Annotated in this window: 23 protein-coding genes; 11 read left to right on the top strand and 12 right to left on the bottom strand. The window is 70.8% G+C overall.

Features of this window, described 5'->3' with window-relative positions:
• The first annotated feature begins 26 nt into the window (after window positions 1-26).
• Entirely contained in the window at window positions 27-224 is a 198-nt protein-coding gene (locus OIE47_RS34055; protein ID WP_326558646.1) for a hypothetical protein, read from the top strand.
• A complete protein-coding gene (locus tag OIE47_RS34050; protein ID WP_326558645.1) occupies window positions 224-574 on the top strand; it encodes a DUF3140 domain-containing protein in 351 nt (116 codons plus the stop codon). The genes OIE47_RS34055 and OIE47_RS34050 overlap by 1 nt, the downstream gene beginning before the upstream one ends.
• A 92-nt stretch (window positions 575-666) precedes the next feature.
• Here the strand turns inward: OIE47_RS34050 and OIE47_RS34045 are convergent, their stop codons facing one another.
• The 5 genes from OIE47_RS34045 to OIE47_RS34025 form a co-directional block, all read right to left on the bottom strand.
• Window positions 667-903, bottom strand: a complete 237-nt coding sequence (locus OIE47_RS34045; RefSeq protein WP_326558644.1) for a hypothetical protein — start codon at window positions 901-903, stop codon at window positions 667-669.
• Window positions 904-1,251: 348 nt separating this feature from the next.
• Window positions 1,252-2,736 carry a S1 family peptidase gene (locus OIE47_RS34040; protein ID WP_326558643.1) on the bottom strand — a complete coding sequence of 495 codons (1,485 nt, stop codon included), beginning with the start codon at window positions 2,734-2,736 and terminating at the stop codon, window positions 1,252-1,254.
• 357 nt (window positions 2,737-3,093) lie between these two features.
• Window positions 3,094-4,065 (bottom strand): LysR family transcriptional regulator, encoded by a 972-nt coding sequence (locus OIE47_RS34035; protein WP_326558642.1) that lies wholly within the window; start codon window positions 4,063-4,065, stop codon window positions 3,094-3,096.
• 100 nt (window positions 4,066-4,165) lie between these two features.
• On the bottom strand, window positions 4,166-4,843 hold the full coding sequence (locus tag OIE47_RS34030; RefSeq protein WP_326558640.1) for a ThuA domain-containing protein: 678 nt from the start codon (window positions 4,841-4,843) through the stop codon (window positions 4,166-4,168).
• A 44-nt stretch (window positions 4,844-4,887) separates the two neighbouring features.
• Entirely contained in the window at window positions 4,888-5,535 is a 648-nt protein-coding gene (locus OIE47_RS34025; protein ID WP_326558639.1) for a hemerythrin domain-containing protein, read from the bottom strand.
• A 228-nt stretch (window positions 5,536-5,763) separates the two neighbouring features.
• Here OIE47_RS34025 and OIE47_RS34020 point away from each other — a divergent pair, with 228 nt between their 5' ends.
• Together OIE47_RS34020 and OIE47_RS34015 are read left to right on the top strand one after the other, a co-directional pair.
• Window positions 5,764-7,092 carry a M20/M25/M40 family metallo-hydrolase gene (locus OIE47_RS34020; RefSeq protein ID WP_326558638.1) on the top strand — a complete coding sequence of 443 codons (1,329 nt, stop codon included), beginning with the start codon at window positions 5,764-5,766 and terminating at the stop codon, window positions 7,090-7,092.
• A 93-nt stretch (window positions 7,093-7,185) separates the two neighbouring features.
• Complete coding sequence (locus tag OIE47_RS34015) at window positions 7,186-7,872, top strand: hypothetical protein (RefSeq protein WP_326558637.1); 687 nt, start codon at window positions 7,186-7,188, stop codon at window positions 7,870-7,872.
• An 18-nt stretch (window positions 7,873-7,890) separates the two neighbouring features.
• Here OIE47_RS34015 and OIE47_RS34010 read toward each other — a convergent pair whose 3' ends face one another.
• Together OIE47_RS34010 and OIE47_RS34005 are read right to left on the bottom strand one after the other, a co-directional pair.
• Window positions 7,891-8,082: a DUF5703 family protein gene (locus OIE47_RS34010; RefSeq protein ID WP_326558636.1), complete on the bottom strand. Its 192-nt coding sequence runs from the start codon at window positions 8,080-8,082 to the stop codon at window positions 7,891-7,893.
• Between the two features lie 63 nt (window positions 8,083-8,145).
• Window positions 8,146-9,117 carry an aldo/keto reductase gene (locus OIE47_RS34005; protein ID WP_326558635.1) on the bottom strand — a complete coding sequence of 324 codons (972 nt, stop codon included), beginning with the start codon at window positions 9,115-9,117 and terminating at the stop codon, window positions 8,146-8,148.
• Between the two features lie 210 nt (window positions 9,118-9,327).
• Between OIE47_RS34005 and OIE47_RS34000 the strand changes: the two genes are divergently transcribed.
• The 6 genes from OIE47_RS34000 (at window position 9,328) to mshC (ending at window position 15,028) form a co-directional block, all read left to right on the top strand.
• Window positions 9,328-10,380, top strand: coding sequence for an LLM class F420-dependent oxidoreductase (locus tag OIE47_RS34000; RefSeq protein ID WP_326558634.1), 1,053 nt, complete (start codon window positions 9,328-9,330; stop codon window positions 10,378-10,380).
• Window positions 10,381-10,396: 16 nt separating this feature from the next.
• Window positions 10,397-11,230 (top strand): undecaprenyl-diphosphate phosphatase, encoded by an 834-nt coding sequence (locus OIE47_RS33995; RefSeq protein WP_326558633.1) that lies wholly within the window; start codon window positions 10,397-10,399, stop codon window positions 11,228-11,230.
• A 94-nt stretch (window positions 11,231-11,324) separates the two neighbouring features.
• Entirely contained in the window at window positions 11,325-12,050 is a 726-nt protein-coding gene (locus OIE47_RS33990) for a histidine phosphatase family protein (protein WP_326558632.1), read from the top strand.
• Window positions 12,051-12,204: 154 nt separating this feature from the next.
• Window positions 12,205-12,789, top strand: coding sequence for a DUF3090 family protein (locus OIE47_RS33985; protein ID WP_326558631.1), 585 nt, complete (start codon window positions 12,205-12,207; stop codon window positions 12,787-12,789).
• A gap of 58 nt (window positions 12,790-12,847) precedes the next feature.
• Window positions 12,848-13,666 carry an SCO1664 family protein gene (locus tag OIE47_RS33980; RefSeq protein ID WP_326558630.1) on the top strand — a complete coding sequence of 273 codons (819 nt, stop codon included), beginning with the start codon at window positions 12,848-12,850 and terminating at the stop codon, window positions 13,664-13,666.
• Window positions 13,667-13,789: 123 nt separating this feature from the next.
• On the top strand, window positions 13,790-15,028 hold the full coding sequence (gene mshC / locus OIE47_RS33975) for a cysteine--1-D-myo-inosityl 2-amino-2-deoxy-alpha-D-glucopyranoside ligase (RefSeq protein ID WP_326558629.1): 1,239 nt from the start codon (window positions 13,790-13,792) through the stop codon (window positions 15,026-15,028).
• A gap of 100 nt (window positions 15,029-15,128) precedes the next feature.
• Here mshC and OIE47_RS33970 read toward each other — a convergent pair whose 3' ends face one another.
• From OIE47_RS33970 to OIE47_RS33955, 4 genes are all read right to left on the bottom strand, one after another.
• Window positions 15,129-15,920 carry a GntR family transcriptional regulator gene (locus OIE47_RS33970; RefSeq protein WP_326558628.1) on the bottom strand — a complete coding sequence of 264 codons (792 nt, stop codon included), beginning with the start codon at window positions 15,918-15,920 and terminating at the stop codon, window positions 15,129-15,131.
• A gap of 150 nt (window positions 15,921-16,070) precedes the next feature.
• Entirely contained in the window at window positions 16,071-17,087 is a 1,017-nt protein-coding gene (locus OIE47_RS33965) for a methyltransferase (protein ID WP_326558627.1), read from the bottom strand.
• Window positions 17,088-17,174: 87 nt separating this feature from the next.
• Window positions 17,175-18,044: a PAC2 family protein gene (locus OIE47_RS33960; RefSeq protein ID WP_326558626.1), complete on the bottom strand. Its 870-nt coding sequence runs from the start codon at window positions 18,042-18,044 to the stop codon at window positions 17,175-17,177.
• Entirely contained in the window at window positions 18,041-18,169 is a 129-nt protein-coding gene (locus OIE47_RS33955; RefSeq protein ID WP_326558625.1) for a hypothetical protein, read from the bottom strand. Before OIE47_RS33955 ends, OIE47_RS33960 begins: the two co-directional genes overlap by 4 nt.
• Before the next feature lie 240 nt (window positions 18,170-18,409).
• Here OIE47_RS33955 and metH point away from each other — a divergent pair, with 240 nt between their 5' ends.
• On the top strand, window positions 18,410-21,940 hold the full coding sequence (metH, locus tag OIE47_RS33950) for a methionine synthase (RefSeq protein WP_326558624.1): 3,531 nt from the start codon (window positions 18,410-18,412) through the stop codon (window positions 21,938-21,940).
• A 100-nt stretch (window positions 21,941-22,040) separates the two neighbouring features.
• Here the strand turns inward: metH and OIE47_RS33945 are convergent, their stop codons facing one another.
• Window positions 22,041-22,535: a hypothetical protein gene (locus tag OIE47_RS33945; protein ID WP_326558623.1), complete on the bottom strand. Its 495-nt coding sequence runs from the start codon at window positions 22,533-22,535 to the stop codon at window positions 22,041-22,043.
• Between the last annotated feature and the right edge of the window lie 174 nt (window positions 22,536-22,709).

The raw sequence follows: 22,709 nt of genomic DNA, 5'->3' as shown, positions 1-22,709 counted from the left end.
GGCGGTACGGCGAGGGGAGTCGGACGGTGAGCCAACCCGAGGAGAGCCGGGAGAAGAGCCCGAAGACCGATGCGGTCCTGCAACCGCCGACCGCGAACCCGGACCGGACACAGTTGCGGGGCGAACGCGACCGGCCGGACCGCGACGACGCTGACCGTGACGAGGGGGACCCGGGCGAGGACGACCCGGCGGGGACCTCGTCGACCTCCCGGAAGGAGCGGTGATGGCCCGCGACCAACGCATCGAACCCGAGGTCGAGCAGCTCTGGCAGGACTTCCACGACCGGGTCAACGTCACCTCGGAGCAACTGCGTACCTGGTTGATGACGCAGGGGTCGGGGGAGGAGGCGTTCAGCCCCGATCCGGACCTCGACCTGCCCGAACCGGGCCGGCAGATCCTCGCGGTGAAGCGCAAGCGCAAGGTCGACCTGACGCCCGAGGACATCGACGTGATGCGGGTGACGGTGGACGGGATCGAGGGGCTGCTCGACACCCGCCCCGATGCCGGGCCGAGCGACGAGGGCTGGCGCCGGGCCCTGCTCGACCTGGGCCACGACCCCCTGCTCGAACGCTGACCCCCGACCCACCGCTGCCGCCTCGACGAAGGCGACGGAAAGGCCCCTCGGATATCGGAACGCGATAACGAGGGGCCCTTTCTCGATCCGTGTCATTCGCCGCCGATGCTGGGGGCTCCCAACCCGGCCGACTCGGCGGCGTCCCGGCGCTCCTCACGGAACGCCTCCTCGCGGGCGAGCAGGGCCGCGTACTCGGCGACGTCGGCGGGAGTGGGCAGGTCGGGCGCCCGGCGCAGGAACGCCTCCACGTCGCGGGAGGCCGCGGTGTGGGCGGCGGCGATCCGCCGGGCGTTCTCCCGGTCGTCGTCGGGCGGAATGAGGTCGGTCATGTACCTACCGGTACCCGCTTCGAGGCGATTCGCACCTCCGGGCGGTCGCCGCGCGCCTGCGCCAGCGTCAACCCCAGACGAGTACCTCCCAACTCCCGTCGATGCCGCACCACCGCCCCCCGCGACGATCTTGCACTTGTGGCGCCCGGATCACGGCACTCATCCGGATTTGTGTCCCACCACAACTGCAAGATCGTCGCGCCGCCTGGCGGTGTCTACGACGACCGGCCAGAGTGGGGGATTGCTCGTCCAGGGGCGGGGTGCGGGGTCCGGTGCGTACCCCGCAACCCGCCCGATCCGTTCGGTCGCCGGCCGACGCGGGTCTGCCCCGCGCCGGCCGGATTCCGGTTACGGGTTGGTGATGCCGAGCGAGTAGCTGCCCGAGCCGCTGTACGCGTACACGTCGTAGCGGTAGTAGCCGGCGGTGCCGTTGTACGTGATCGTCTCGTCCGAACTGGCGGTCTCGCCCGCGGCCACGTCGACCCAGGCGCTGCCGTTCCACTTCTGCAGGTAGAGGTCGAAGTCCACCCCGGACGGCCCGTCGAGGCAGCCGCGGTGGGTGCCGGAGACGGTCGACTGGTAGTAGCTGCCGCCCGGCTGGAACTGGCTGTTTCCGCTGGTCACCGAGCCGGTGTAGGTCGCCTCGTAACCGGTGCACCCGGTCGGCGGCGGCTCGCCGGGGCCGCCGCTCCCGGTACGCAGCGTCAGGCCGTACACCGAGAGGATCTCGTTGACCGGCTGGAAGTACGTGGTCCCACCGGAGGTGCAGTTGCCGGAGCCGCCGGAGGTGACACCCTGCGCCTGCTGGCCGGAGAGCCAGGAGCCGCCCGAGTCACCCGGTTCGGCGCAGGCGTTGGTCCGGGTCAGCCCGGAGACGGTGCCCTGCGGGTACGTCACCGACGAGTTCTTCGCCTGGACGGTGCCGCACTTCCATCCGGTGGTGGAGCCGGAACGGCAGATGGCCGCGCCGACCGCCGACTCGGTGGAGCCGGCCACGGTCACGTTGCCTCCGGCGTAGTTGTTCACCCACGGCTGCGGGGTCCAGTTCGAGTTGGTCTGCACCCAGGCGTAGTCGTTGCCCGGGAACGAGGAGCCCCGGAAGGTGCCCGAGGCGACCTGGTTGAAGCCCTGGGTCGCGGTGCCGGTGGTGCCACAGTGGCCGGCCGTCACATAGCCGCCGGTCACCGGGAAGCCGACCGAGCAGCGTCCGCCGCCCATGTAGTAGGCGTCGCCGCCGCGTACGTCGTAGAACGGGACCGGGGACTCGGTGGTGGGGACCAGCCGGACCGCCTTCGCGTCGACCCCGCTCGCCTTCACGAACGTGCCCGCCGCGGTGCTGTCCTTGGCCAGTACGACCACGGTGTTGGTGGCCACGTCGACGTACCAGCCGGCGACCGACTCGTGGGTCGCCTTGGTGGCGGCCCGGTCCAGCCCGTTCTTGACGCCGTCGAGTTGGGCCGCGCTGCGCGCCACCACCTTCGCCTGGGCGCCCGCGCCGGTGACCCGGTCGGCGAGCGCGGCGTCGGTGATCGCGACGACCAGGGCACCGCCGTCGGCGCTCACCCAACCACCCGCGTACGCCCGGCCGAGGGACTTGCGCAGGTTGGCGTCGGTCCGGCTGGCCTTGTCGTCGCGGGTGATCCGGTCCTTCGCCTCGGTGGCGGTCAGTCCGAGGTCACGTTGCATGGCGGCGAGCATCTCCGGCGCCGCGGCGGTGTCCGCCGCGCTCGTCGATGCGGTGCCGGGGGCCGCGGTCGCGGGTAGGGCCACGGTCGTGAGGACACCCGTGGGCAGCAGGATCACCGCTGCCACCGCGGCGAGTCTTCGCTTCATCCGTTCGTCTCCTTGGGGGTATGCCGGCTCCCGGCACGGCGGGCGAAGCGGGAACATGGGGGTTGCTTCACCACGCCGTGGCGACGCGGGCGCGTCCAGCCCGGTGACCCGGCGATGTGGATGGTCCGGTGCCCTGCCGATCGGGGGTCGGTTCCGGTACCGGACGGCCGTCGGCCGCCCGCCGGGACCGGATCGGGCGGGGCAGGCTTAACCTATCGGCCACATAATCGACGCAGGTATATATCACCTAGCTCATACCGCGCGGACCGGTGACCGCCCGACCGGACGGTCACCGGGCACGCTCCCGCCACGGTACGGGCCTGGGGTGGAGCCGGCCCGCACCGGCGGGTGGATCGGTCAGGCGGCGGCCATCTGCTGCGGTCCGAAGGCCGGGTTGCGGGCGAGCCAGGCGAGATAGTCGGGGTTGCGGTGCAGGGAATCGGTGTACGCGGCCACCGCGTGCCCGAGCACCCGGTCGGCGATCCCGGCCGCCGGTGCCTCCGGGTGCCAGCCGAGCAGCAACCGCCACCGCAGCGGCGCACCGGCCAACGGTCGGGTCACCAGACCGGAGACCGGACGGAAGGTGGCCTGCGCCAGCGCCACCGCCTCACCGGCGTCGACCAGGTCCAGACAGCCCCGGATGTCGGTCTCGTACATCTTGCGCGGGGTGAAGCCGGCCCGCGCGCAGGCAGCCGCGAAGCAGTCGCCGAAGCAGCCGTCACCGGGTGCCACCGCCCACTGTTCGTCGCGCAGCATCTCCAGCTTGACCTCGTCGACGGCGGCGAGCGGATGCGCCTCGGGCAGGACGACGAACACCGCGTCGACCGCGATCGCCCGCCAGGTCAGCCCGAACTCCGCCGACGGGGTGGCGTCGCCGCAGACTCCGGCCAGGGCGTAGTCGAGCCGGCCACTGAGCACCATCTGGGCCAGCTCGTCGACGTACCAGGAGGCGTAGGTGCTGATCTGGGCGTGCGGCTGGTCGGCCGCGAGCCGGTGTACCAGCCGGCCCACCAGCGGGCTGTTCACCCCGCCGAACCGGTACCGGCTCAGGGTCGTACCGGTGCCGGCGAGTCGGGCCGCCTCGTCCTGGAGCCCCTTCATCGCCGGCAGCAGCACCCGGGCGCGGGCGAGCACCAGCTCCCCGAGAGCGGTCGGCCGGGCGCCCCGGCGGTCCCGCTCGAACAGTGGCCCGCCGAGCGTGCGCTCGATGCGCTGGAGCTGTGCGGTGAGGGCGGGTTGCGCCAGTCCCAGCGTGGACGCAGCTTTGGTCACGCTGCCGGTCTCCGCGATCGCGCAGACCACCTTCAGGTGCCGCAGCTCCAGGTTCATAGCGTGACGGTAGGACTATGACGGGATCTACGGGAAGACCTTCGGCCAGTGAAAGATCCCCCAAACGAAAAGTAAAGAGCAACCGAACGGTCCACCAGGGCTAACGCGCCGCCCAGAGCAGCCCACGCTCGGTGATGGCCCGAACCTCGGGTACCTCAAAATCGTCCAGCTTATGGCCGACGGTCGATACGAATATCCGGCCCGAACCCCAGTTTCGAGTCCATATTGCGGGCAGGGTGACCGGTCGGTGCCACGCTGTCCCCGATGGACCGGCCGCCGCCGGGTCGGCCGGCTCGGGATCGAAGGTCACCGTGGCGAGTACGTCGTTGAGCGGGTCGGACAGCACCCAGTACTTCTCCGTGCGCAGGGCCACCGAGCCGATGCCGGCGACAACCGGGTGCCCGGCCCGTTCCGGCACCACCGTCAGCTCGTGGTGGACGAAGCCGGGTGGGTGGTGTACGAAGACGCCGCCGGTGAGTTGGTGGTAGGTGGTGTGGTGGAAGGCGCCGACGATCCCGCCGTGCCAACCGGCGAACCCCGTACCTGCCCGCACCGCGTCGGCCAGACCGGTCGCCTGCGCGTCGGTGATGGTGCCGATCGACCAGCACTGCACGATCAGGTCGGCGGCGGCCAGCCGGTCGGCGTCGGTGTAGACGTCGAGGTCCTCGTGGACCTGCACGGCGAAGCCCCGCTCCCGAAGGAACGGGGCGAACAACTCCGTCGCCTGGACCGGGACGTGCCCGTCCCAGCCACCACGCACCACGATCGCGTCCCGCACCGCTGCTCCCGTCCCCGGTGGACACCCCGCGGCGGCGGGTCCGGTCAGGGCCGCTGCGCCTCGGGCAGATCCTCAACGTACGTCTGCCGTCCGCTGACCGCGTCGCGGACCTTGTCGACCACGCCCACCGCGGGTTCGACGATCCGGTTCCACGGCGGCGTGGCCGGGGTGGTCGGGTGCGGGCGGGTGGGCGCCGCCTCCTCGGCGATCTGCACCCGGTTGCCGAGCCGGATCAGGTCCGCCTCGGTGGCGATCGAGTGCAGGGCCGGGAAGATCTCCGTCGCCGCGACCTCGTTGTGTCGGCCCACCTGCTCGGTGATCTCGCTGAGGGTCCGCTCGAACTCCGGGTCCCCGGTCGTCGCGGCGGACAGGTCCACGAGCGAGCGCAGCAGCGCCGCGTCGGCGGCGATCTCCCGGTCCGCGACCGGCTCGCCGTCCGGCAGGGCGCTGCGCACGCTCGGGTACAGGTACTGCTCCTCGGCCGACAGGTGCCGGGTGAGGGTCGCGGTGAGCACCTCGGCGACCCGGTGCCGCTGGTCGGCCGGCAGCGCCGGGTCGGCCAGTTCCCGGCACAGGGCGCCGATCTGCTCGTGCTCCTGGGCGAGCAGCTCGACCATGCTGAGCCCGCCGGGACGGTAGTGATCGTCGTCGACGCCTGCGGTGGGCGGCAGCGGGGGTAGGGGCACGGTCACGGCGATCCTCCTGGGAGCGGCACTGCGGTGAGGTAGTGGATGTGGGGACGCCGACGGCGGTACCCGTACCCGTGACGGGCCAAACCCGGCGGTCGATGTCTCGGGCCGGCGTCCCCCGATCCCGTCACCCTCGGTAGTCGGTCGTGCGGGATGCGGCGGCCGGGTCGGTACGACCACAGGGCGGGCCGACCCGACCCACCACCGGGGTGGGCTGGTATGAAGAAACGCATGACCAGCCATGCCGCTCCCAACCATCCCAGCGCCACCGACGAGGTCGTCGACATCTGCCGTGACCTGCTGCGCATCGACACCAGCAATACCGGGGACAACGCCACCAGCGCCGGCGAGCGGGTGGCCGCGGAGTACGTGGCCGGCCAGCTCGCCGAGGTCGGCATCGCGTCCGAGTTGCGCGAGTCGGCGCCCGGCCGGACCAGCCTGGTGGCCCGGATCCCGGGCACCGATCCCGGTCGCGGTGCGCTACTCGTGCACGGGCACCTCGACGTGGTGCCCGCCGACGCCAGCGAGTGGTCCGTGCACCCGTTCTCCGGCGAGATCCGGGACGGCTACCTCTGGGGCCGGGGTGCCATCGACATGAAGGACTTCGACGCGATGGTCCTGGCGGTGGTCCGCCAGTGGCAGCGCACCGGCGTGCGCCCACCGCGCGACATCGTGCTCGCGTACACCGCCGACGAGGAGGCCGGCGGCGACTACGGCGCCCACTTCCTGGTCGACCGGCACCGGGAGCTGTTCGACGGGTGCACCGAGGCGATCGGCGAGGTCGGCGGGTTCTCCTACTCGGTCAACGACGACCTGCGGCTCTACCTGATCCAGACGGCCGAGAAGGGCCTGGACTGGCTGCGCCTGCACGCGAAGGGGCGACCGGGTCACGGTTCGATGGTCCACGACGACAACGCGGTCACCACGCTGGCCGAGGCGGTCGCGCGGGTCGGCCGGCACACCTTCCCGGTCGTGCTGACCCCGACCGTACGGACCTTCCTGGAGCAGGTCTCCGAGCTGCTCGGAATCGAGTTCGACCCGAACGATCCGGAGCTGGCGATCGCCAAGCTCGGCCCGATCGCGAACATCGTCGGTGCGACCATCCGCAACACCGCCAACCCGACCCGGCTCGAGGCCGGGTACAAGGACAACGTGATCCCCAGCCGGGCCAGCGCGACCATCGACTGCCGCAGCCTGCCGGGCCAGTCCGAGCTGCTGCTGGAGCAGTTGCGCCAGGTCATCGGCCCGGAGATCGAGGTGGAGTACACCCACCGGCAGCCGGCCGTCGAGACCACCTTCGACGGGGACCTGGTCGACGCGATGTCGGCCGCGCTGCGGGCCGAGGATCCGGGTGCCCGGCCGGTGCCGTACATGCTCTCCGGTGGCACCGACGCCAAGGCGTTCGAACGGCTGGGTATCCGCTGCTTCGGCTTCGCCCCGCTGCGCCTGCCCGCGGACCTGAACTTCTCCGCGTTGTTCCATGGCATTGACGAGCGCGTACCGGTCGACGGACTACAGTTCGGCGTGCGGGTACTCGACCGGTTCCTGCGCGGCAGCTAGCCGCGCCGGAGCAGTTCGCAAACCGGGGCGTTACCGACACGCCGCGGGTCCATCATGTCCCGCGTTATGCCACCTCGAAGGGAAAGCCACACCATGACCGACCAGCACGCCGAGCTGGACGCCGCCCTGGAGCGGGTCATCTCGACCGCTCGGGCCCACCTCGCCGCGGTCAAGGCCGCCGAGGGCCGGATCGACGACGACGACGTCTGGCAGGCGTACGTCGCGCTCAACAACGCCTCGTTCGAGTACGACGAGCGGCTGCTCGACGCGTTCGGCGAGGTCACTCCCTGGGACGTGGAATCGATCGACCCGAACGAGGCCGACGAGCGGTTCGGTGTCGGCCTGGGCGGCGTCGACGGCAACGAGCCGACCGACCCGCACCCCCGGGTGCTCTCGGTCCGCCAGCGGCGCGACTACCGGGTGCCCAGCGTCGCGGCACTGATCAGGGTGGCCGAGGCCGCCCGTCGCGCCGCCGCCGGCGAGGACGAGGAGTCCGAGCCGGTCGAGGGGGTCGGCGAAGCGGTCCTGGAGCTGCTCCAGACCGGCGACGGCTCGCTCGGCGCCCTCGACATCCCGGAGCTGGAGCCGCTCGACGGTCTGGTGATCGTCAGCGAGGTGGCGGAGCCGCTCAACCTCGAGTCGTTCGACGACGACGACAGCGCCGGGCCGTTCCAGCCGGGTGCCGAGGACCAACTCGTCGGCCGGCTCGACGAACACCCGTTCCTGCCGACCGACGCCGAGCACGACCACGATCACGACCACGAGCACTCGGCCCGATAGTCGGCCGGCAGTCGCGAATCAGTAGGAGAGGCCCGGTTGCGACGTTTGTGCCAGGCGGCGACGCAGCACCACCTGCCGCGTACCGTCCCGGAACAGTCGCACCCGGGCCAGCTCCCAACCGGAGAATTCGGCCTGGATCGCCAGTTGAGCCGCGGCGGTCATCCGATCGACGTTCGACGGCAACCGTAGCGGGGCGTATTCGTAGTCCATGCCCCCTATCCTGCCCACGCCCGTCCGGAGACACCAGTCCTTGAGATCGGGACGACTACCCGGTCAGCCGTCCCGCTCCGGATAGCCGACCGGTACGGCCGACACGTCGTCCAGGGCACGGGCGATCTCCCCCGGCAGGGTCATCCGTTCGACCGCCAGCGCGCCGAGCAGTTGGCCGACCGTACGGGCGCCCAGGATCGGGGCGACCACACCGGGCCGGTCGCGCACCCAGGCCAGGGCCACCTCCAGGGGTGACACGCCCAGTCCGCCGGCCGCCGTGGCGACCGCCTCCACGATGCTGGAGCAGCGGGGCTCCAGGTAACTGGCGACGAAGCGCTCGAAGTGCGGCGAGGCGGCCCGCGAGTCGGCCGGCCGCCCGTGCCGGTACTTGCCGGTCAGCACCCCCCGACCCAGCGGCGACCAGGGCAGGACACCCAGCCCCAGGCCCTCACAGGCGGGCAGCACCTCGCGTTCGATCCCGCGCTCCAGCAGCGAGTACTCCACCTGGGCGGCGATCACCGGCGCCCGCCCGGGGAACGCCGCCTGCCAGGTGGCGGCCCGCGCGGTCTGCCAGCCGGAGAAGTTCGACACCCCGACGTACCGGACCCGGCCGCTGTTCACCGCGTGGTCCATGGCGGCGAGGGTCTCCTCGATCGGGGTGTCCGGGTCGTAACCGTGCACCTGCCACAGGTCCACGTGGTCGGTGCCCAGCCGGCGCAGCGAGGCGTCCAGGGTCCGCAGCAGATGACCCCGTGAGCCGTCGCGTCGGCGCGACGACCCCGGCCGCAGCCCCGCCTTGGTCGCGATCAGCAGGTCCTCGCGGGGGACCAGGGTGCCGAGCAGAGACCCGATCACCGACTCCGCGTCGCCGTCGGAATACACGTCGGCGGTGTCGACCAGGTTCCCGCCGGCATCGAGAAAGCTCTTCAGTTGGGCGGCCGCATCGTCGGCGTCGGTGTCCCGACCCCAGGTCATGGTGCCGAGCGCGAGCCGCGAAACCGCCAGCCCGCTTCGGCCGAGCGGTCGCTGTTGCATGGGTGAACCTTATTCAGAACATCGCCGAACCGATATCCTCGCTCCCGCTGATGTGTGCCGCGCCGCGTGTTTCGGACCTGCATGAACGCCCGAATGACGGCCTTCCGACACCACTGCACCATTCCGACGGCGCGTTGCCCACCGGGTGACCGGGCTGTTCCCGGTCATTGCGTACCCTGATGCGACTTGGCACGCGGATGGGGAGGACCAGTGCGACTCGGGCTCAGCCTCGGCTACCAGACGGCGTGGAGCACACCCGCCGACCACCTCCTCCTGGCGCAGGAGGCGGACCGGCTCGGCTATTCGGTGGTCTGGGCCGCCGAGGCGTACGGGTCGGACTCACCCAGCATGCTCGCCTGGATGGCGGGGCAGACCGAGCGGATCGACCTCGGTGCGGCGGTGATGCAGATCCCGGCGCGTACCCCGGCGGCGACCGCGATGACCGCGGCGACCATCGACACCCTCTCCGGTGGCCGGTTCCGGCTCGGGCTCGGCGTCTCCGGGCCACAGGTCTCCGAGGGCTGGCACGGCGTACGTTTCGCCAAGCCGCTGGCCCGCACCCGGGAGTACGTCGACATCGTCAAGCTCGCGCTCGGCCGCAAGCAGGTCGAGTACGACGGGGTCCACTACCAGCTCCCGCTGCCCGACGGACCGGGCAAGGCGCTCCGGCTCGGCTTCCACCCGTACCGCGAGCACGTGCCGATCTATCTCGCCGCGGTCGGGCCGAAGAACCTGGAACTCGCCGGTGAGATCGCCGACGGGTGGTTGGCGGTCTTCTTCGCGCCCGAGTTCGCCGCCGAGCAGTTGGCCGCGGTCGCCGCCGGCAGGGCCAAGGCAGGCAGGGAACTGGCCGGCTTCGACGTCGTACCGAGCGTCCCGCTGGTGCTCGGCGACGACATCGCCGCCTCCGCCGAACTCGTCCGCTGGTACGCCGCGCTCTACGTCGGTGGCATGGGCAGTCGGGAGCAGAACTTCTACAACCAGCTCGCCACCCGGATGGGGTACGGCGACGCCGCCCGCGAGGTGCAGGAGCTGTACCTGGCCAAGCGGCAGCGGGACGCGGCGGCGGCGGTGCCGCTGGAGTTCATCGACCGGACCTCGCTGCTCGGCCCCAAGGAGCGGATCGCCGACCGGATGCGCGAGTACGCCGCGTCCGGGGTGACCACCCTGTCGGTCACCCTCTTCGTCGCCGACGTCGAGAGCGGGGTGCAGGCGTTGCGGACCGCCGCCGAGGCGCTGGACCTGTCCGGGGTGGGCGAGTGAGCGGGGCGGTGAGCGGATGAGCTGGATCGAGGCGATCGTGCTCGGCCTCGTACAGGGGCTGACCGAGTTCCTGCCGGTGAGTTCGTCGGCGCACCTGCGGATCACCTCGGCGATCTTCTTCGACCGGGACGCCGGGGCCTCGTTCACCGCGGTCACCCAGCTCGGCACCGAGGCGGCCGTGCTGGTCTACTTCGCCAGGGACATCTGGCGGATCACCCGGATCTGGGTGGTCGGGATCTGGGACCGTTCCGTACGCGGCAGCCTGGACTACCGGATGGGCTGGTACGTCATCGTCGGCTCGATCCCGATCGGGGTCTTCGGACTGGTGTTGAAGGACCAGATCCGGACCGCCGCCCGGAACCTGTGGTTGGTCGCCACCGTCTTGATCGTCTTCGCCTTTGTGCTCGCCTTCGCCGAGTACTGGGGCCGGCAGACCCGGACGATCAAGGACTTCACCATGCGGGACGGCGTCGTGATGGGGCTGGCCCAGGCGGCGGCGCTGGTCCCCGGCGTGTCCCGCTCCGGCGGCACCCTCACCGCCGGCCTCTTCCTGAACCTGACCCGCGAGGCCGCCGCCCGGTACTCGTTCCTGCTGGCCATCCCGGCGGTGGTGATGTCCGGCCTGTTCAGCATCCCGGACGTCTTCGACAACAGCGGCGACGGCTCCATCCCGACCGTCGCCCAGATGATCGTGGCCACCGTGCTCGCGTTCGCGGTCGGGTACGTCTCCATCGCCTGGCTGCTGCGTTATGTCGCCCACCACACCCTGTACGCCTTCGTGCTCTACCGGGTCGCCCTGGGCAGCCTGGTCCTGGCCCTGCTCATCACCGGCACCATCACCGCCACCTGAGCCGCCGGTGAGCGCCACCTGAGCCGCCGGTGAGCGTCCTCTGAGCCACCGTTCAGGCGCCACCTGATCCGCCGGTAAGGGACGGCACCGTAGGGTGGGTCTCGTGGCAACCCTCCTACTTCTGCGACACGGTCGGACCACCGCGAACGCCAGCGGTGGCCTGGCCGGGCGCCAGCCGGTCGAGCTGGACGAGACCGGTCGGGCGCAGGCCGTGGCGGCCGGTGCCCGGCTGCGCCCGCTCCCGCTGGCGGCCGTGGTCAGCAGCCCGCTCATCCGCTGCCTGCAGACCCTGGAACTGGCGCTGCCGCAGGTCCCGCCCACCCTCGAGGACGACCTGATCGAGTGCGGGTACGGCGACTGGGAGGGGCAGCCGCTGAAGAAGCTGGCCAAGGATCCACTGTGGCCCGTGGTGCAGCAGCACCCGAGTTCGGTGGTCTTCCCCGGTGGCGAGGCGATGGCCGCGATGGCGACCCGCGCCGTGTCGGCGGTACGCCGCTGGGACGCCAGGGTCACCGCCGAGCACGGGCCGGAGGCGATCTGGCTGGCCTGCAGCCACGGCGATGTGATCAAGGCCATCGTGGCGGACGCGCTCGGCGTACATCTTGATCTTTTCCAGCGGATCGTGGCCGACCCGGCCTCGGTGACCGCGATCCGCTACACCCCGACCCGCCCGTTCGTGCTCCGGCTCAACGACTCGGCCGGCGACCTGGGCAACCTCGTACCCCCTCGCCGGACCCGGCGGCGGCGGCCCCGCGCGGCCGACTCCGACGCCGCGGTCGGCGGCGGTGCCGGCAGCGGCGAACCGGGACTGCAACGATGACCCCGGCCGACCTCACCACCGGCCCCGCCGATCGGGCCCCGGTAGCCGTTCCACCAGGCACGACAGGGCCGCACGGGCGGGCGCGCCGGGGGTGCCCGGCGATTCGGGTCGGTGCGCTGCGCGGCGGCGGATCGGGCCGGATAGGGTCGTGGGTATGACCCACCAGGTGCACGCCTTCGAGCCGCCAGAGCGGTTCGTCGCTGGGACCGTGGGCCCGCCCGGAGAGCGGACGTTCTTTCTCCAGGCCAAGGGCGGCGGCCGGGTGGTCAGTGTCGCCCTGGAGAAGGTCCAGGTGTCGCTGCTGGCCGAGAAGCTGGAAGAGCTGCTGACCGAGGCGCAGCGCCGCTTCGGCGTCGAGCTGCCCGAGCCGGTGGTGGTCACCTCCGACAACGACCCGCTGGACAACCCGGTCGACGAGGAGTTCCGCGTCGGCACCCTGGGCCTCGCCTTCGACGTCGACACCGCCACGGTGGTCATCGAGGCGATCGCGGCCGGTGAGGCCGAGGCGGAGGTCGAGCTGGGTGAGCCGGACGAGGTGGACGAGACCGACGAGGAGGACGAGGAGCCCGATGACGACCTCGACCGACTGCGGGTGCGGTTGACCCCACAGGCGGCGCGGGAGTTCATCGAGCGGGCCCGCCGGGTGGTGAACGCCGGCCGGCCGCCGTGCCCGCTCTGCGGCCAGCCCCTCGACCCCGCCGGTCACCTTTGCCCACGTCACAACGGCTACCACCGCTGATGGTCGGCACCCCGACGACCCGGATCGGCCGGGCCCCGAGCGGCCGGGTGCCGCTGCGGTGACCTCGTCCGACGTGCAGCCGGTGCTCGACGAGAGCGACGCGCTACGCCTGCTTCGGGGCGGTGAGTTCGAGCTGGAGGGGCGGCTCACCGACGCCTCCAACACCACCCTGCGGGGCTTCCTGACCCTCGACGGGGTGACCGCCCGGTGCGTCTACAAGCCGGTACGCGGGGAGCGACCGCTGTGGGACTTCCCCGACGGCACCCTCGCCGGCCGCGAGGTGAGCGCCTACCTGGTCTCCCGGGCCACGGGCTGGGACGTGGTCCCGCCGACGGTGCTGCGCGACGGCCCGTTCGGCCCCGGCGCCTGTCAGCTCTGGATCGACGAGCCCGCCGACGCCGAACCGCTCGTCGGGTTCGTCCCGGCGGGCAGCCTCCCGCCCCGGTGGTTCCGGGTCGCCGCCGCCCAGGACGACGACGGCGTGCCGTACGCGCTCGCACACGCCGACGACCCCCGGTTGGCCCGGATGGCGGTCTTCGACGCCGTGATTAACAACGCCGACCGCAAGGGCGGCCACGTGCTGATCGGCCCCGACGACCGGATCTACGGCGTCGACCACGGGGTCAGCTTCCACGTCGAGGACAAGCTCCGTACGGTGCTCTGGGGCTGGTCCCGGCGGGCCCTGCCGCCGGACGCGATCGAGGTCCTGAGCGAGCTCGCCGCCGGCCTCGTCGGGGCGCTCGGCGAGGAACTGGCCGAACACCTGACCATCAGCGAGGTCGCGGAGGTCTCGGCGCGGGTGAACCGGTTGCTGGAGACGGCCCGGTTCCCGGTCCCGCCCGAGGACTGGCCGGCGATCCCGTGGCCACCGATCTGAGCCCGACCCACCGCGCCTGACCAGGCATCCGAGCCGTTTCCGCCGGTCCGGGTGCACGCCCTGTCGCATTGATCACCTCGGGCTGTCCCGATCGACCGGGCCGGGCTGGCTAGGCTGGCCGTCATGGACGCATGGACGGGGCATCAGGTGCCACGGCTGCCGGGAACCGGTGAGCCACTGGCGTTGTTCGACTCGGCGCGCGGCGCCGCCCACCCGAGCCGCCCCACCGGGCCGGCGACGATGTACGTCTGTGGCATCACGCCGTACGACGCGACCCACCTCGGTCACGCCGCCACCATGATCACTTTTGATCTGGTGCAGCGGATGTGGCGGGACAACGGGCACGAGGTGCGTTACGTCCAGAACGTCACCGACATCGACGATCCACTACTGGAGCGGGCCCAGCGCGACGGCGAGGACTGGATCGTCCTGGCGATGCGGGAGACGGCCCTGTTCCGCGAGGACATGGAGGCGCTGCGGATCATCCCCCCGGCGCACTACGTCGGCGCGGTCGAGTCGATCCCGGCGATCGTCGGCAAGGTCTGCGCCCTCTACGACGACGGTGCCGCGTACCGGCTGGAGGACGGGACCGGGGACGTGTACTTCGACCTCACCGCCGCGCCCCGGTTCGGTTACGAGTCGAACCTCTCCCGTGAGGAGATGCTCGTCCTGTCCGCCGAGCGGGGCGGCGACCCCGACCGGCCGGGCAAGCGCGACCCGCTCGACCCGCTGCTCTGGCGTGGGGCCCGCGAGGGCGAGCCGGCCTGGGACGGGGGACCCCTCGGGCCGGGCCGACCGGGCTGGCACATCGAGTGCGCCTCGATCGCCCTGGACCTGCTCGGCAACACCATCGACGTGCAGGGCGGCGGCAACGACCTGCTCTTCCCCCATCACGAGTGTTCGGCCGCGCACGCGGAGCGGTTGACCGGCGAGTCGCCGTTCGCCCGGCACTACGTACACGCCGGCATGATCGGCCTGGACGGCGAGAAGATGTCGAAGTCCAAGGGGAACCTGGTCTTCGTGTCCCGGCTGCGGGCCGACCGGGTCGACCCGATGGCGCTGCGCCTGGGTCTGGTCGTCGACCACTACCGGTCGGACCGGACCTGGACCGACGAGGTGCTCAAGACCGCACAACAGCGGCTGGCCCGGTGGCGGGAGGCCGCCGCCGCGCCCGCCGGGCCGTCCGGGGCCGAGCTGCTTGCCGGCGTACGGGCCCGGCTCGCCGACGACCTGGACACTCCGGGTGCGCTGGCGCTGGTGGACGACTGGGTGGACAGCACCCTCGCCGGTGACGGCGACGACCCGGCCGCCCCGGCGCTGTTCGCCGACACCGTCGACGCCCTGCTCGGCGTGAAGCTCTAGCCTCCCGTCCCGGGGCACTTCCACGATCGCGAAGAGTTCGGCTCGCCAGGACCGGCCGAACTCTTCGCGACCATGAACGCGGGCAGCAGGTCGTTCAGGGTCAGCCGAGCACCAGGCCGGGATCGGGTTCGGGGTCGGCCGCGGGTCCGGGGATCCGGTACTCCTCGGTCAGCGTGGTCATCGGTCCGGGCCAGGTCGCCTGGGCCACCTCGATCGGCTTGTGCCGGTCGTCGTACGCGACGTGCAGCAGGTGCAGGACCGGGGTGTCCGGCCGGATCTGGAGGATCTCCGCCTCCTCCCGGCTCGGCTGCCGGGCGCTGATGGTGTCGGTGGCGGAGGCGTACCCGCGCCCGATGGCCTCCTCGGCCTCCTGGTAGAGCGGCCGGCCGAAGGACTCCATCCGTTCCAGGCTGGTGCCGGCGGCGTCGGCGACCCGGAACCAGGAGGCACCCACCTCGACCGGCACCTCCTCGGTCCGGACCAGGTGCCGCCGGATGACCAGTTCGGTGCCGTCCGGCACCCCGAACGCGTCGGCCACCTCCGGCGGTGCCGGTGCCCGGCCGACCTGGATCAGGTGCTGGCGGTAACGGGCTGCGAGGTCGGCGTGGTAGCCCCGGTGACCGCCGTAGCGGCCCCGGGAGAGCCGGTTGAGCCGGCGTCGGGTGCCGCGTACGTAGGTGCCGGAGCCGGGCTTGGTGATCAGTACGCCCTCGACCCGGAGCTGGTCGATGGCGCGCTGCACGGTCTGCTTGGCCACCCCGAACATCTCCGCGATGGCCGGGATGCTCGGCAGCCGCTCACCGGCCGCCCAGTCGCCCTGACGGACCCGGGTACGCAGTTGGCTCGCGATCTGCCGGTGCGGGAACTCGGCGGCCCCCGGGTTGATCTGCACCTGGTCCTCCCTCTGCCAGCCCAACGAGGTTCCTACCCCTACCAGCACGACTAGGTTCCTAGGATGCCCTACGCGTGGTGGTCCGGCCCACAGCGACACGCCGAGGGCCGGACCTTCCGCGAAACTCCTACGCGTTCGGCAGGTGACGGATCACGGCTTGCGGCCGAGCACCACGCCGTTCGCGCCCGGTGCCTCGAAGGCGAGCGTACGGATGTCGGTGAACCCGGCCCGGCCCAGCCACTCGCGGTACTCCGCGCCGGAGTAGTTCTTCCCGCCCTCGGTCTCCACCAGCATGTTCATCCCCATCAGGGCGGCTTCCGGCGGCCCGGTCCGGTCGTCGTTGAGCAGCAACTCGGAGATGATGATCGTGCCGCCGGGGGAGAGCGCGGCGAAGCACTTGGCCAGGATCAGCTCGTTGGTCGGCTCGTCCCAGTCGTGCAGGATCATGCTCAGCAGGACCGCGTCGTAGCCCTCGGGTAGTGCCGGGTCGGCGAGGAAGTCCCCGCTGACGGCGTCCACCGTGCCGGTCAGCCCGGCTGCGGCGATCTTCCCGTCGGCCTGGGCGCAGACGTGCGGCAGGTCGAGGACGGTGGCCCGCAGATCGGGGTACTGCCGGCAGAGTTCGATCGAGAAGGCGCCCGCCCCACCGCCGACGTCGAGCAGCCGCCGGTGCCCGCTGAAGTCGTATGCGCCGGCCAGCGCCCGGGCGGTGAAGATCGAGGTGGAGTACATCGCCTCCCAGAACAGGGCGAGCATCTCCGGGTCGTCGGCGTCGAACACCGACCCCTTCGCCTGGGGGTCCCAGGTGAGCGGCTTGTCGGTGCGCAGCGCCTCTCCGATGCGGTGCCAGGGCAGGTACGTACGCTCGTCGCAGTAGCGCACCTGGCCGCCGAAGTAGTACGGCTTCCCGGCGACCAGGAACTCCTCGGCCAGCGCGGAGTTGCGGTAGCCGCCGTCGGTCTTCTCCAGCAGGCCCAGCGAGGCGCAGGCCGAGAGCAGCAGGTCGGCCGGGCGTGCGGCGAGGCCGAACTCGGTGCTGGCGGTCTGCACCGTCAGCACCTGCCCACCGGCGATCCGGGTGAACAGGCCGAGTTCGACCGCCGCCGCGAAGGTCTTGAAGCTCCAGAAACCGGTCACGAGCCCCATAAGCGGGGTAGGGGTGATCATCCCGACATATGATCATTCAGATCGATGTGTCGCGCCTTATCTGTCAGCTATCCGACAGATGCCCCTTTGTTACCGATGTGTGAACCCTTACCAGGAGCCGGCGGTCGGGCCGGCGGAACCACCCCGACGACGCAGGTACTTCTCGAACTCCTGGGCGATCTCGTCCCCGGTCAACGGCTGGATACCGGCGTCGCCGACCCGCTCCTCCAACTCCCGGACGTACTCGCCGAGTTCGGCGTCCTGCTCGGCGGCGGAGCGCACCCGCTGCTCCCACTCGGCGGCCTCCTCGGCCAGGTCGGCCATGGGCACCGGCAGGTCGAGCACCTCCTCGACCCGGTGCAGCAGGGCCAGGGTCGCCTTCGGGCAGGGCGGGTTGTTGGCGTAGTGCGGCACGTGCACCCAGAACGACACCGCGTCGACCTCGGCGCGGGTGCAGGCATCCTGCAGCACACCGACGATCCCGGTCGGTCCGTCGTACCGGGTCGGGGTGAGCTGGTAGCGCTCGGCCGCGTCCTTGTCCGACGCGCTCCCGCTGATCGGCAACGGCCGGGTGTACGGCACATCGGCGAGCAACGCCCCGAGCAGCACGATCCGGTTGATCTCCAGGCTGTGGCACAGCTCCAGGATCTGCTCGCAGAAGGTCCGCCACCGCATGCTCGGCTCGATCCCGCGGATCAGCACCACATCGCGGTCGGTCCCCTCCGGACTGGCCAACATGAACCGGGTGGTCGGCCACTCGACCCGGCGGGTCTCGCCCTCGGCCATCGTGATCGTCGGCCGGCTCACCTGGAAGTCGTAGAAGTCCTCCGGGTCGAGTTCGGCGATCTGCCGGGCCTGCCAGACCTGCTCCAGATGCTCGACCGCCGCGGTCGAGGCGTCGGCGGCGTCGTTCCAGCCCTCGAAGGCGGCGATGGCCACCGGCGAGCGCAACGTGGGCAGGCCGTCGAACTCGGTCACGCGAGCACCTCGCCGTCACCGTCACCGCGCTGGGCGATGTCGAGCCGGATAACGCTTGACCGGTTGATGCTGAGCCCGGCCGTCCCCGCGCCGGGCCCGGTGGCGCTGTCCCTGATGTCCCTCACGTCCGTCAGCCTACGTCTCTGCGCGGGATGGGGCCCGCCGGCCGCGCCGACACCCCACGCTCGCACGCGACCTCGCCCGTTACGGCGCCGTCCGGCCAGGTCGAACCGACCGGTACGGCCGTTTGGATCACCGCAGGTCGGACAACCCGGTACGGACCACACCAGGCGACGCGAATCACATAATGTGGGAGTGTGTGTTGTGCAACCGTCAGTGGGCTCGATCCGCATTAGCCTGGATGGGTGCCTATTTCGCTGCTGGACGCTCTCGCGACCCGGATCCTGATCGCCGACGGTGCGATGGGGACCATGTTGCAGGCAGCCGATCTGAGCCTGGACGACTTCGAGGGCTACGAGGGCTGCAACGAGGTCCTGAACGTCACCCGGCCCGAGGTCGTCCGGTCGGTGCACGACGCGTACTTCGAGGCCGGTGCGGACTGCGTCGAGACGAACACCTTCGGCACCAACCTCGGCAACCTCGGCGAGTACGACATCCAGCACCGGATCGTCGAGCTGGCCGAGGCCGGCGCCCGGATCGCCCGGCAGTCCGCCGACCACTGGTCGACGCCGGAGCGGCCCCGGTTCGTACTCGGGTCGATCGGGCCCGGCACCAAGCTCCCCACCCTCGGACACAGCCGGTACGACACCCTGCGCCAGGCGTACCTGGAGAACGCGACCGGGCTGCTCACCGGCGGTGTCGACGCGTTGATCATCGAGACCTGCCAGGACCTGCTCCAGGTCAAGTCCGCTGTGGTCGGTGCCCGGCGGGCGATGATGCAGGCCGGCCGTACGGTGCCGTTGATCTGCCACGTCACCGTCGAGACCACCGGGACCATGCTGCTCGGCAGCGAGATCGGTGCCGCGCTGACCGCCCTCGAACCGCTCGGCATCGACCTGATCGGGCTCAACTGTGCCACCGGCCCGGCCGAGATGAGCGAGCACCTGCGGTACCTCTCCCAGCACGCCCGGGTCCCGCTGTCGGTGATGCCGAACGCCGGCCTGCCACAGCTCACCGCCGACGGCGCCTACTACCCGCTGACCCCGCAGGAACTTGCCGACGCGCTCGACCGGTTCGTCAACGAGTACGGCGTCTCGCTCGTCGGTGGCTGCTGCGGCACCACCCCCGAGCACATCCGGGCCGTCTCCGAGCGGCTGACCGGAGCCACCCCGGTCGTGCGCCAGCCCCAGCCGGAGGCCGGGGTCGCGTCGATCTACCACCACGTCCCGTTCGCCCAGGACGCCAGCGTCCTGATGGTGGGGGAGCGGACCAACGCCAACGGCTCCAAGGCGTTCCGGGAGGCGATGCTCGCCGGCGACTGGCAGGCGTGCGTGGAGATCGCCCGCAGCCAGGCCCGCGACGGCTCGCACCTGCTCGACCTCTGCGTCGACTACGTCGGCCGCGACGGCGCCGAGGACATGCGCCAACTCGCCAGCCGGTTCGCCACCGCGTCCACCCTGCCGATCATGCTCGACTCGACCGAGCCCCAGGTGATCGAGGCGGGGTTGGAGATGCTCGGCGGCCGGTGCGTGGTCAACTCGGTCAACTTCGAGGACGGCGACGGCCCCGAATCCCGGTACGCCCGGGTGATGCCGATCATCAAGGAGCACGGCGCCGCCGTGGTGGCACTGACCATCGACGAGGAGGGCCAGGCCCGTACGGCCGAGTGGAAGGTCCGGGTCGCGTCCCGGCTGATCGACGACCTCACCGGCCGGTGGGGACTCTCGCTGGGCGACATCATGGTCGACACGCTGACCTTCCCGATCGCCACGGGCCAGGAGGAAACCCGCCGCGACGGCATCGAGACCATCAACGCGATCCGAGAGATCGCCCAGCGCTACCCCGGCGTCAACTTCACCCTCGGGCTGTCCAACGTCTCCTTCGGACTCAACCCCGCCGCCCGCCAGGTGCTCAACTCGGTCTTCCTGCACGAATGCGTGCAGGCCGGGCTGACCAGCGCGATCGTGCACGCCAGCAAGATCCTGCCGATGTCGAAGATCCCGCAGGAGCAGCGCGAGGCGGCCCTCGACCTGGTCTACGACCGGCGCCGCCCGGCCACCGACGACCAGCCCGCGTACGACCCGGTGCAGCGCTTCATCCAGGTCTTCGAGGGCGTCGACGCCGCTTCGGCCCGTGCCACCCGGGCCGAGGAACTGGCCGGGCTGCCGCTGGACGAGCGACTCAAGCGCCGGATCGTCGACGGCGAACGCAAGGGCCTGGAAGCCGACCTGGACGACGCCCTGACCGAGCGCCCCGCGCTGGCGATCATCAACGACACCCTGCTCGACGGGATGAAGGTCGTCGGCGAGCTGTTCGGCTCCGGCCAGATGCAGCTCCCGTTCGTGCTCCAGTCGGCCGAGGTGATGAAGACCGCGGTCGCGTACCTGGAACCGCACATGGAGAAGGCCGACGACGGCGGCAAGGGCAAGATCGTGCTGGCCACGGTCAAGGGCGACGTGCACGACATCGGCAAGAACCTGGTCGACATCATCCTGTCCAACAACGGCTACGAGGTTGTCAACATCGGCATCAAGCAGCCCATCACCGCGATCCTCGACGCCGCCGAGGAACACCGGGCAGACGCCATCGGCATGTCCGGGTTGCTGGTCAAGAGCACCGTCATCATGAAGGAGAACCTCCAGGAGATGGTCTCCCGCGGGGTCGCCGAACGCTGGCCGGTGCTGCTCGGCGGGGCCGCGCTCACCCGGGCCTACGTCGAGGACGATCTCCGTTCGATGTACGCCGGCCAGGTGCACTACGCCCGCGACGCGTTCGAGGGACTGTCCCTGATGGACCGGGTGATGATTGCCAAACGCGGTGGCGCCGCAGTGGTCGACCCGGAACGGGAGGCGGCCCTGGCGGCGCGGCGGGCACGACGGGAGCGCCAACGGACCATGGTCGGCGACGCCCTGCCGGACATCAACGACTCCTCGGTCCGCTCCGATGTCGCCACCGACGTCGAGGTGCCCGCACCACCGTTCTTCGGCACCCGCGTCATCAAGGGTGTGCCGTTGGCGGACTACTCGGCCGTCCTGGACGAGCGGGCGACGTTCGTCGGCCAGTGGGGGCTGCGCGGTGCCCGGGGCGGCAACGGCCCGACGTACGAGGAACTGGTCGAAACCGAAGGACGGCCCCGGCTGCGCTACTGGCTGGACCGGCTGATCGCCGACAAGGTGCTCGAAGCCGCAGTGGTCTACGGCTACTTCCCGGCGTACTCCGAAGGCAACGACCTGGTGGTGCTGGACGAGAACGGGAACACCGAACGGGCCCGCTTCACCTTCCCCCGTCAGCGCCAGGAACGCCGCCTCTGCCTGGCCGACTTCTTCAAGCCGCGCGGTGAGCAGTTGGACGTGGTGGCCCTGCAACTGGTCACCGTCGGCCAACCGGTCAGCGAGTACACCGCGAAGATGTTCGCCCGAAACGAGTACCGCGACTACCTCGAGGTGCACGGCCTGTCCGTACAGCTCACCGAGGCCCTCGCCGAATACTGGCACCGCCGGGTCCGCAACGAGCTGGTCCTGCCCGGCGGCCGTACGCTCGGCACCGACGACCCGACGGACCTCGCCGGCCTGCTGCACAACGACTACCGAGGCTGCCGGTACGCGCTCGGCTACACGGCCTGCCCCGACCTCGAGGACCGGGCGAAGATCGTCGACCTGCTCGGCGCCGACCGCATCGGCGTACGCCTCTCCGAGGAGTTCCAACTCGAACCGGAGCAGGCCACCGACGCCATCATCGTCCACCACCCCGACGCCAACTACTTCAACGCCAAGTAGTCGACATTCGAGCGTCAAGGTGAGGCGTTGAACACCAGAGCTATAGCCTAACGAGGCTGTTGGGTGCTACTGCTGGCCGGCGATGTTCCTGCCTTCCGGATCAGTCGAAAAGGCCGATGCCCGCCACTGCGTCGAGGGCTACGGCCAAGTCTGCAACGCCGAATGCTGCTATACCGAGGATCCAGAGTCGGTACGACGACATGCGGACCCACCAGGGCAGTTTGTCGCCTAGACGGATGCGGGCGGGGGCATGGGGAGGTGCTCCAAGGCTTCCATCAAGGCCTAGCTGACGCTCGATCCGTTCTGCGAGGCGGCTGTCGCTCGTTTCCAGATGCCGGTACTTGGCCATCAATTGCGCGGACAGCCCGGCCAGGATGGCACCGAGTGTAGCTGCCACGGTTTGAGCCGCGCGTTGGCTGTCCGGACCGAGGGCGATCGTGAGAAGGAACGCCTGGGCTGCGGTCGCTAGGGCAGGTACTTGCCACATCATCGTGTCGAACGATGTTCTGCGGGCGCCGACGATGGCGTAGGCCGCCACAATCGCCCCTTCGGATGCCCGACCGTCGACCGGGATAGCAGTTGGGTCTGGCGTCATGGCGCCATCGTCTCAACAGGTGGCAACACTGGAAAGGCAGCGGGGAGCAGCGAAGCGATCCTCAGTAACCGGTGAGACACGACGAGCATCGATGGCGCGATTGCGCTCCAAGGCGTCAGGTCTTGCCTAAAGGACGTCTCGTAACTCGATAGGTGGTCCATGGTGGATCATGTC

It is taken from the genome of Micromonospora sp. NBC_01796, from assembly GCF_035917455.1.
Classification (GTDB): domain Bacteria; phylum Actinomycetota; class Actinomycetes; order Mycobacteriales; family Micromonosporaceae; genus Micromonospora_G.
The sequence above is the reverse complement of the archived record's forward strand: the minus strand, read 5'-3'. Positions and strand labels throughout refer to the sequence as shown.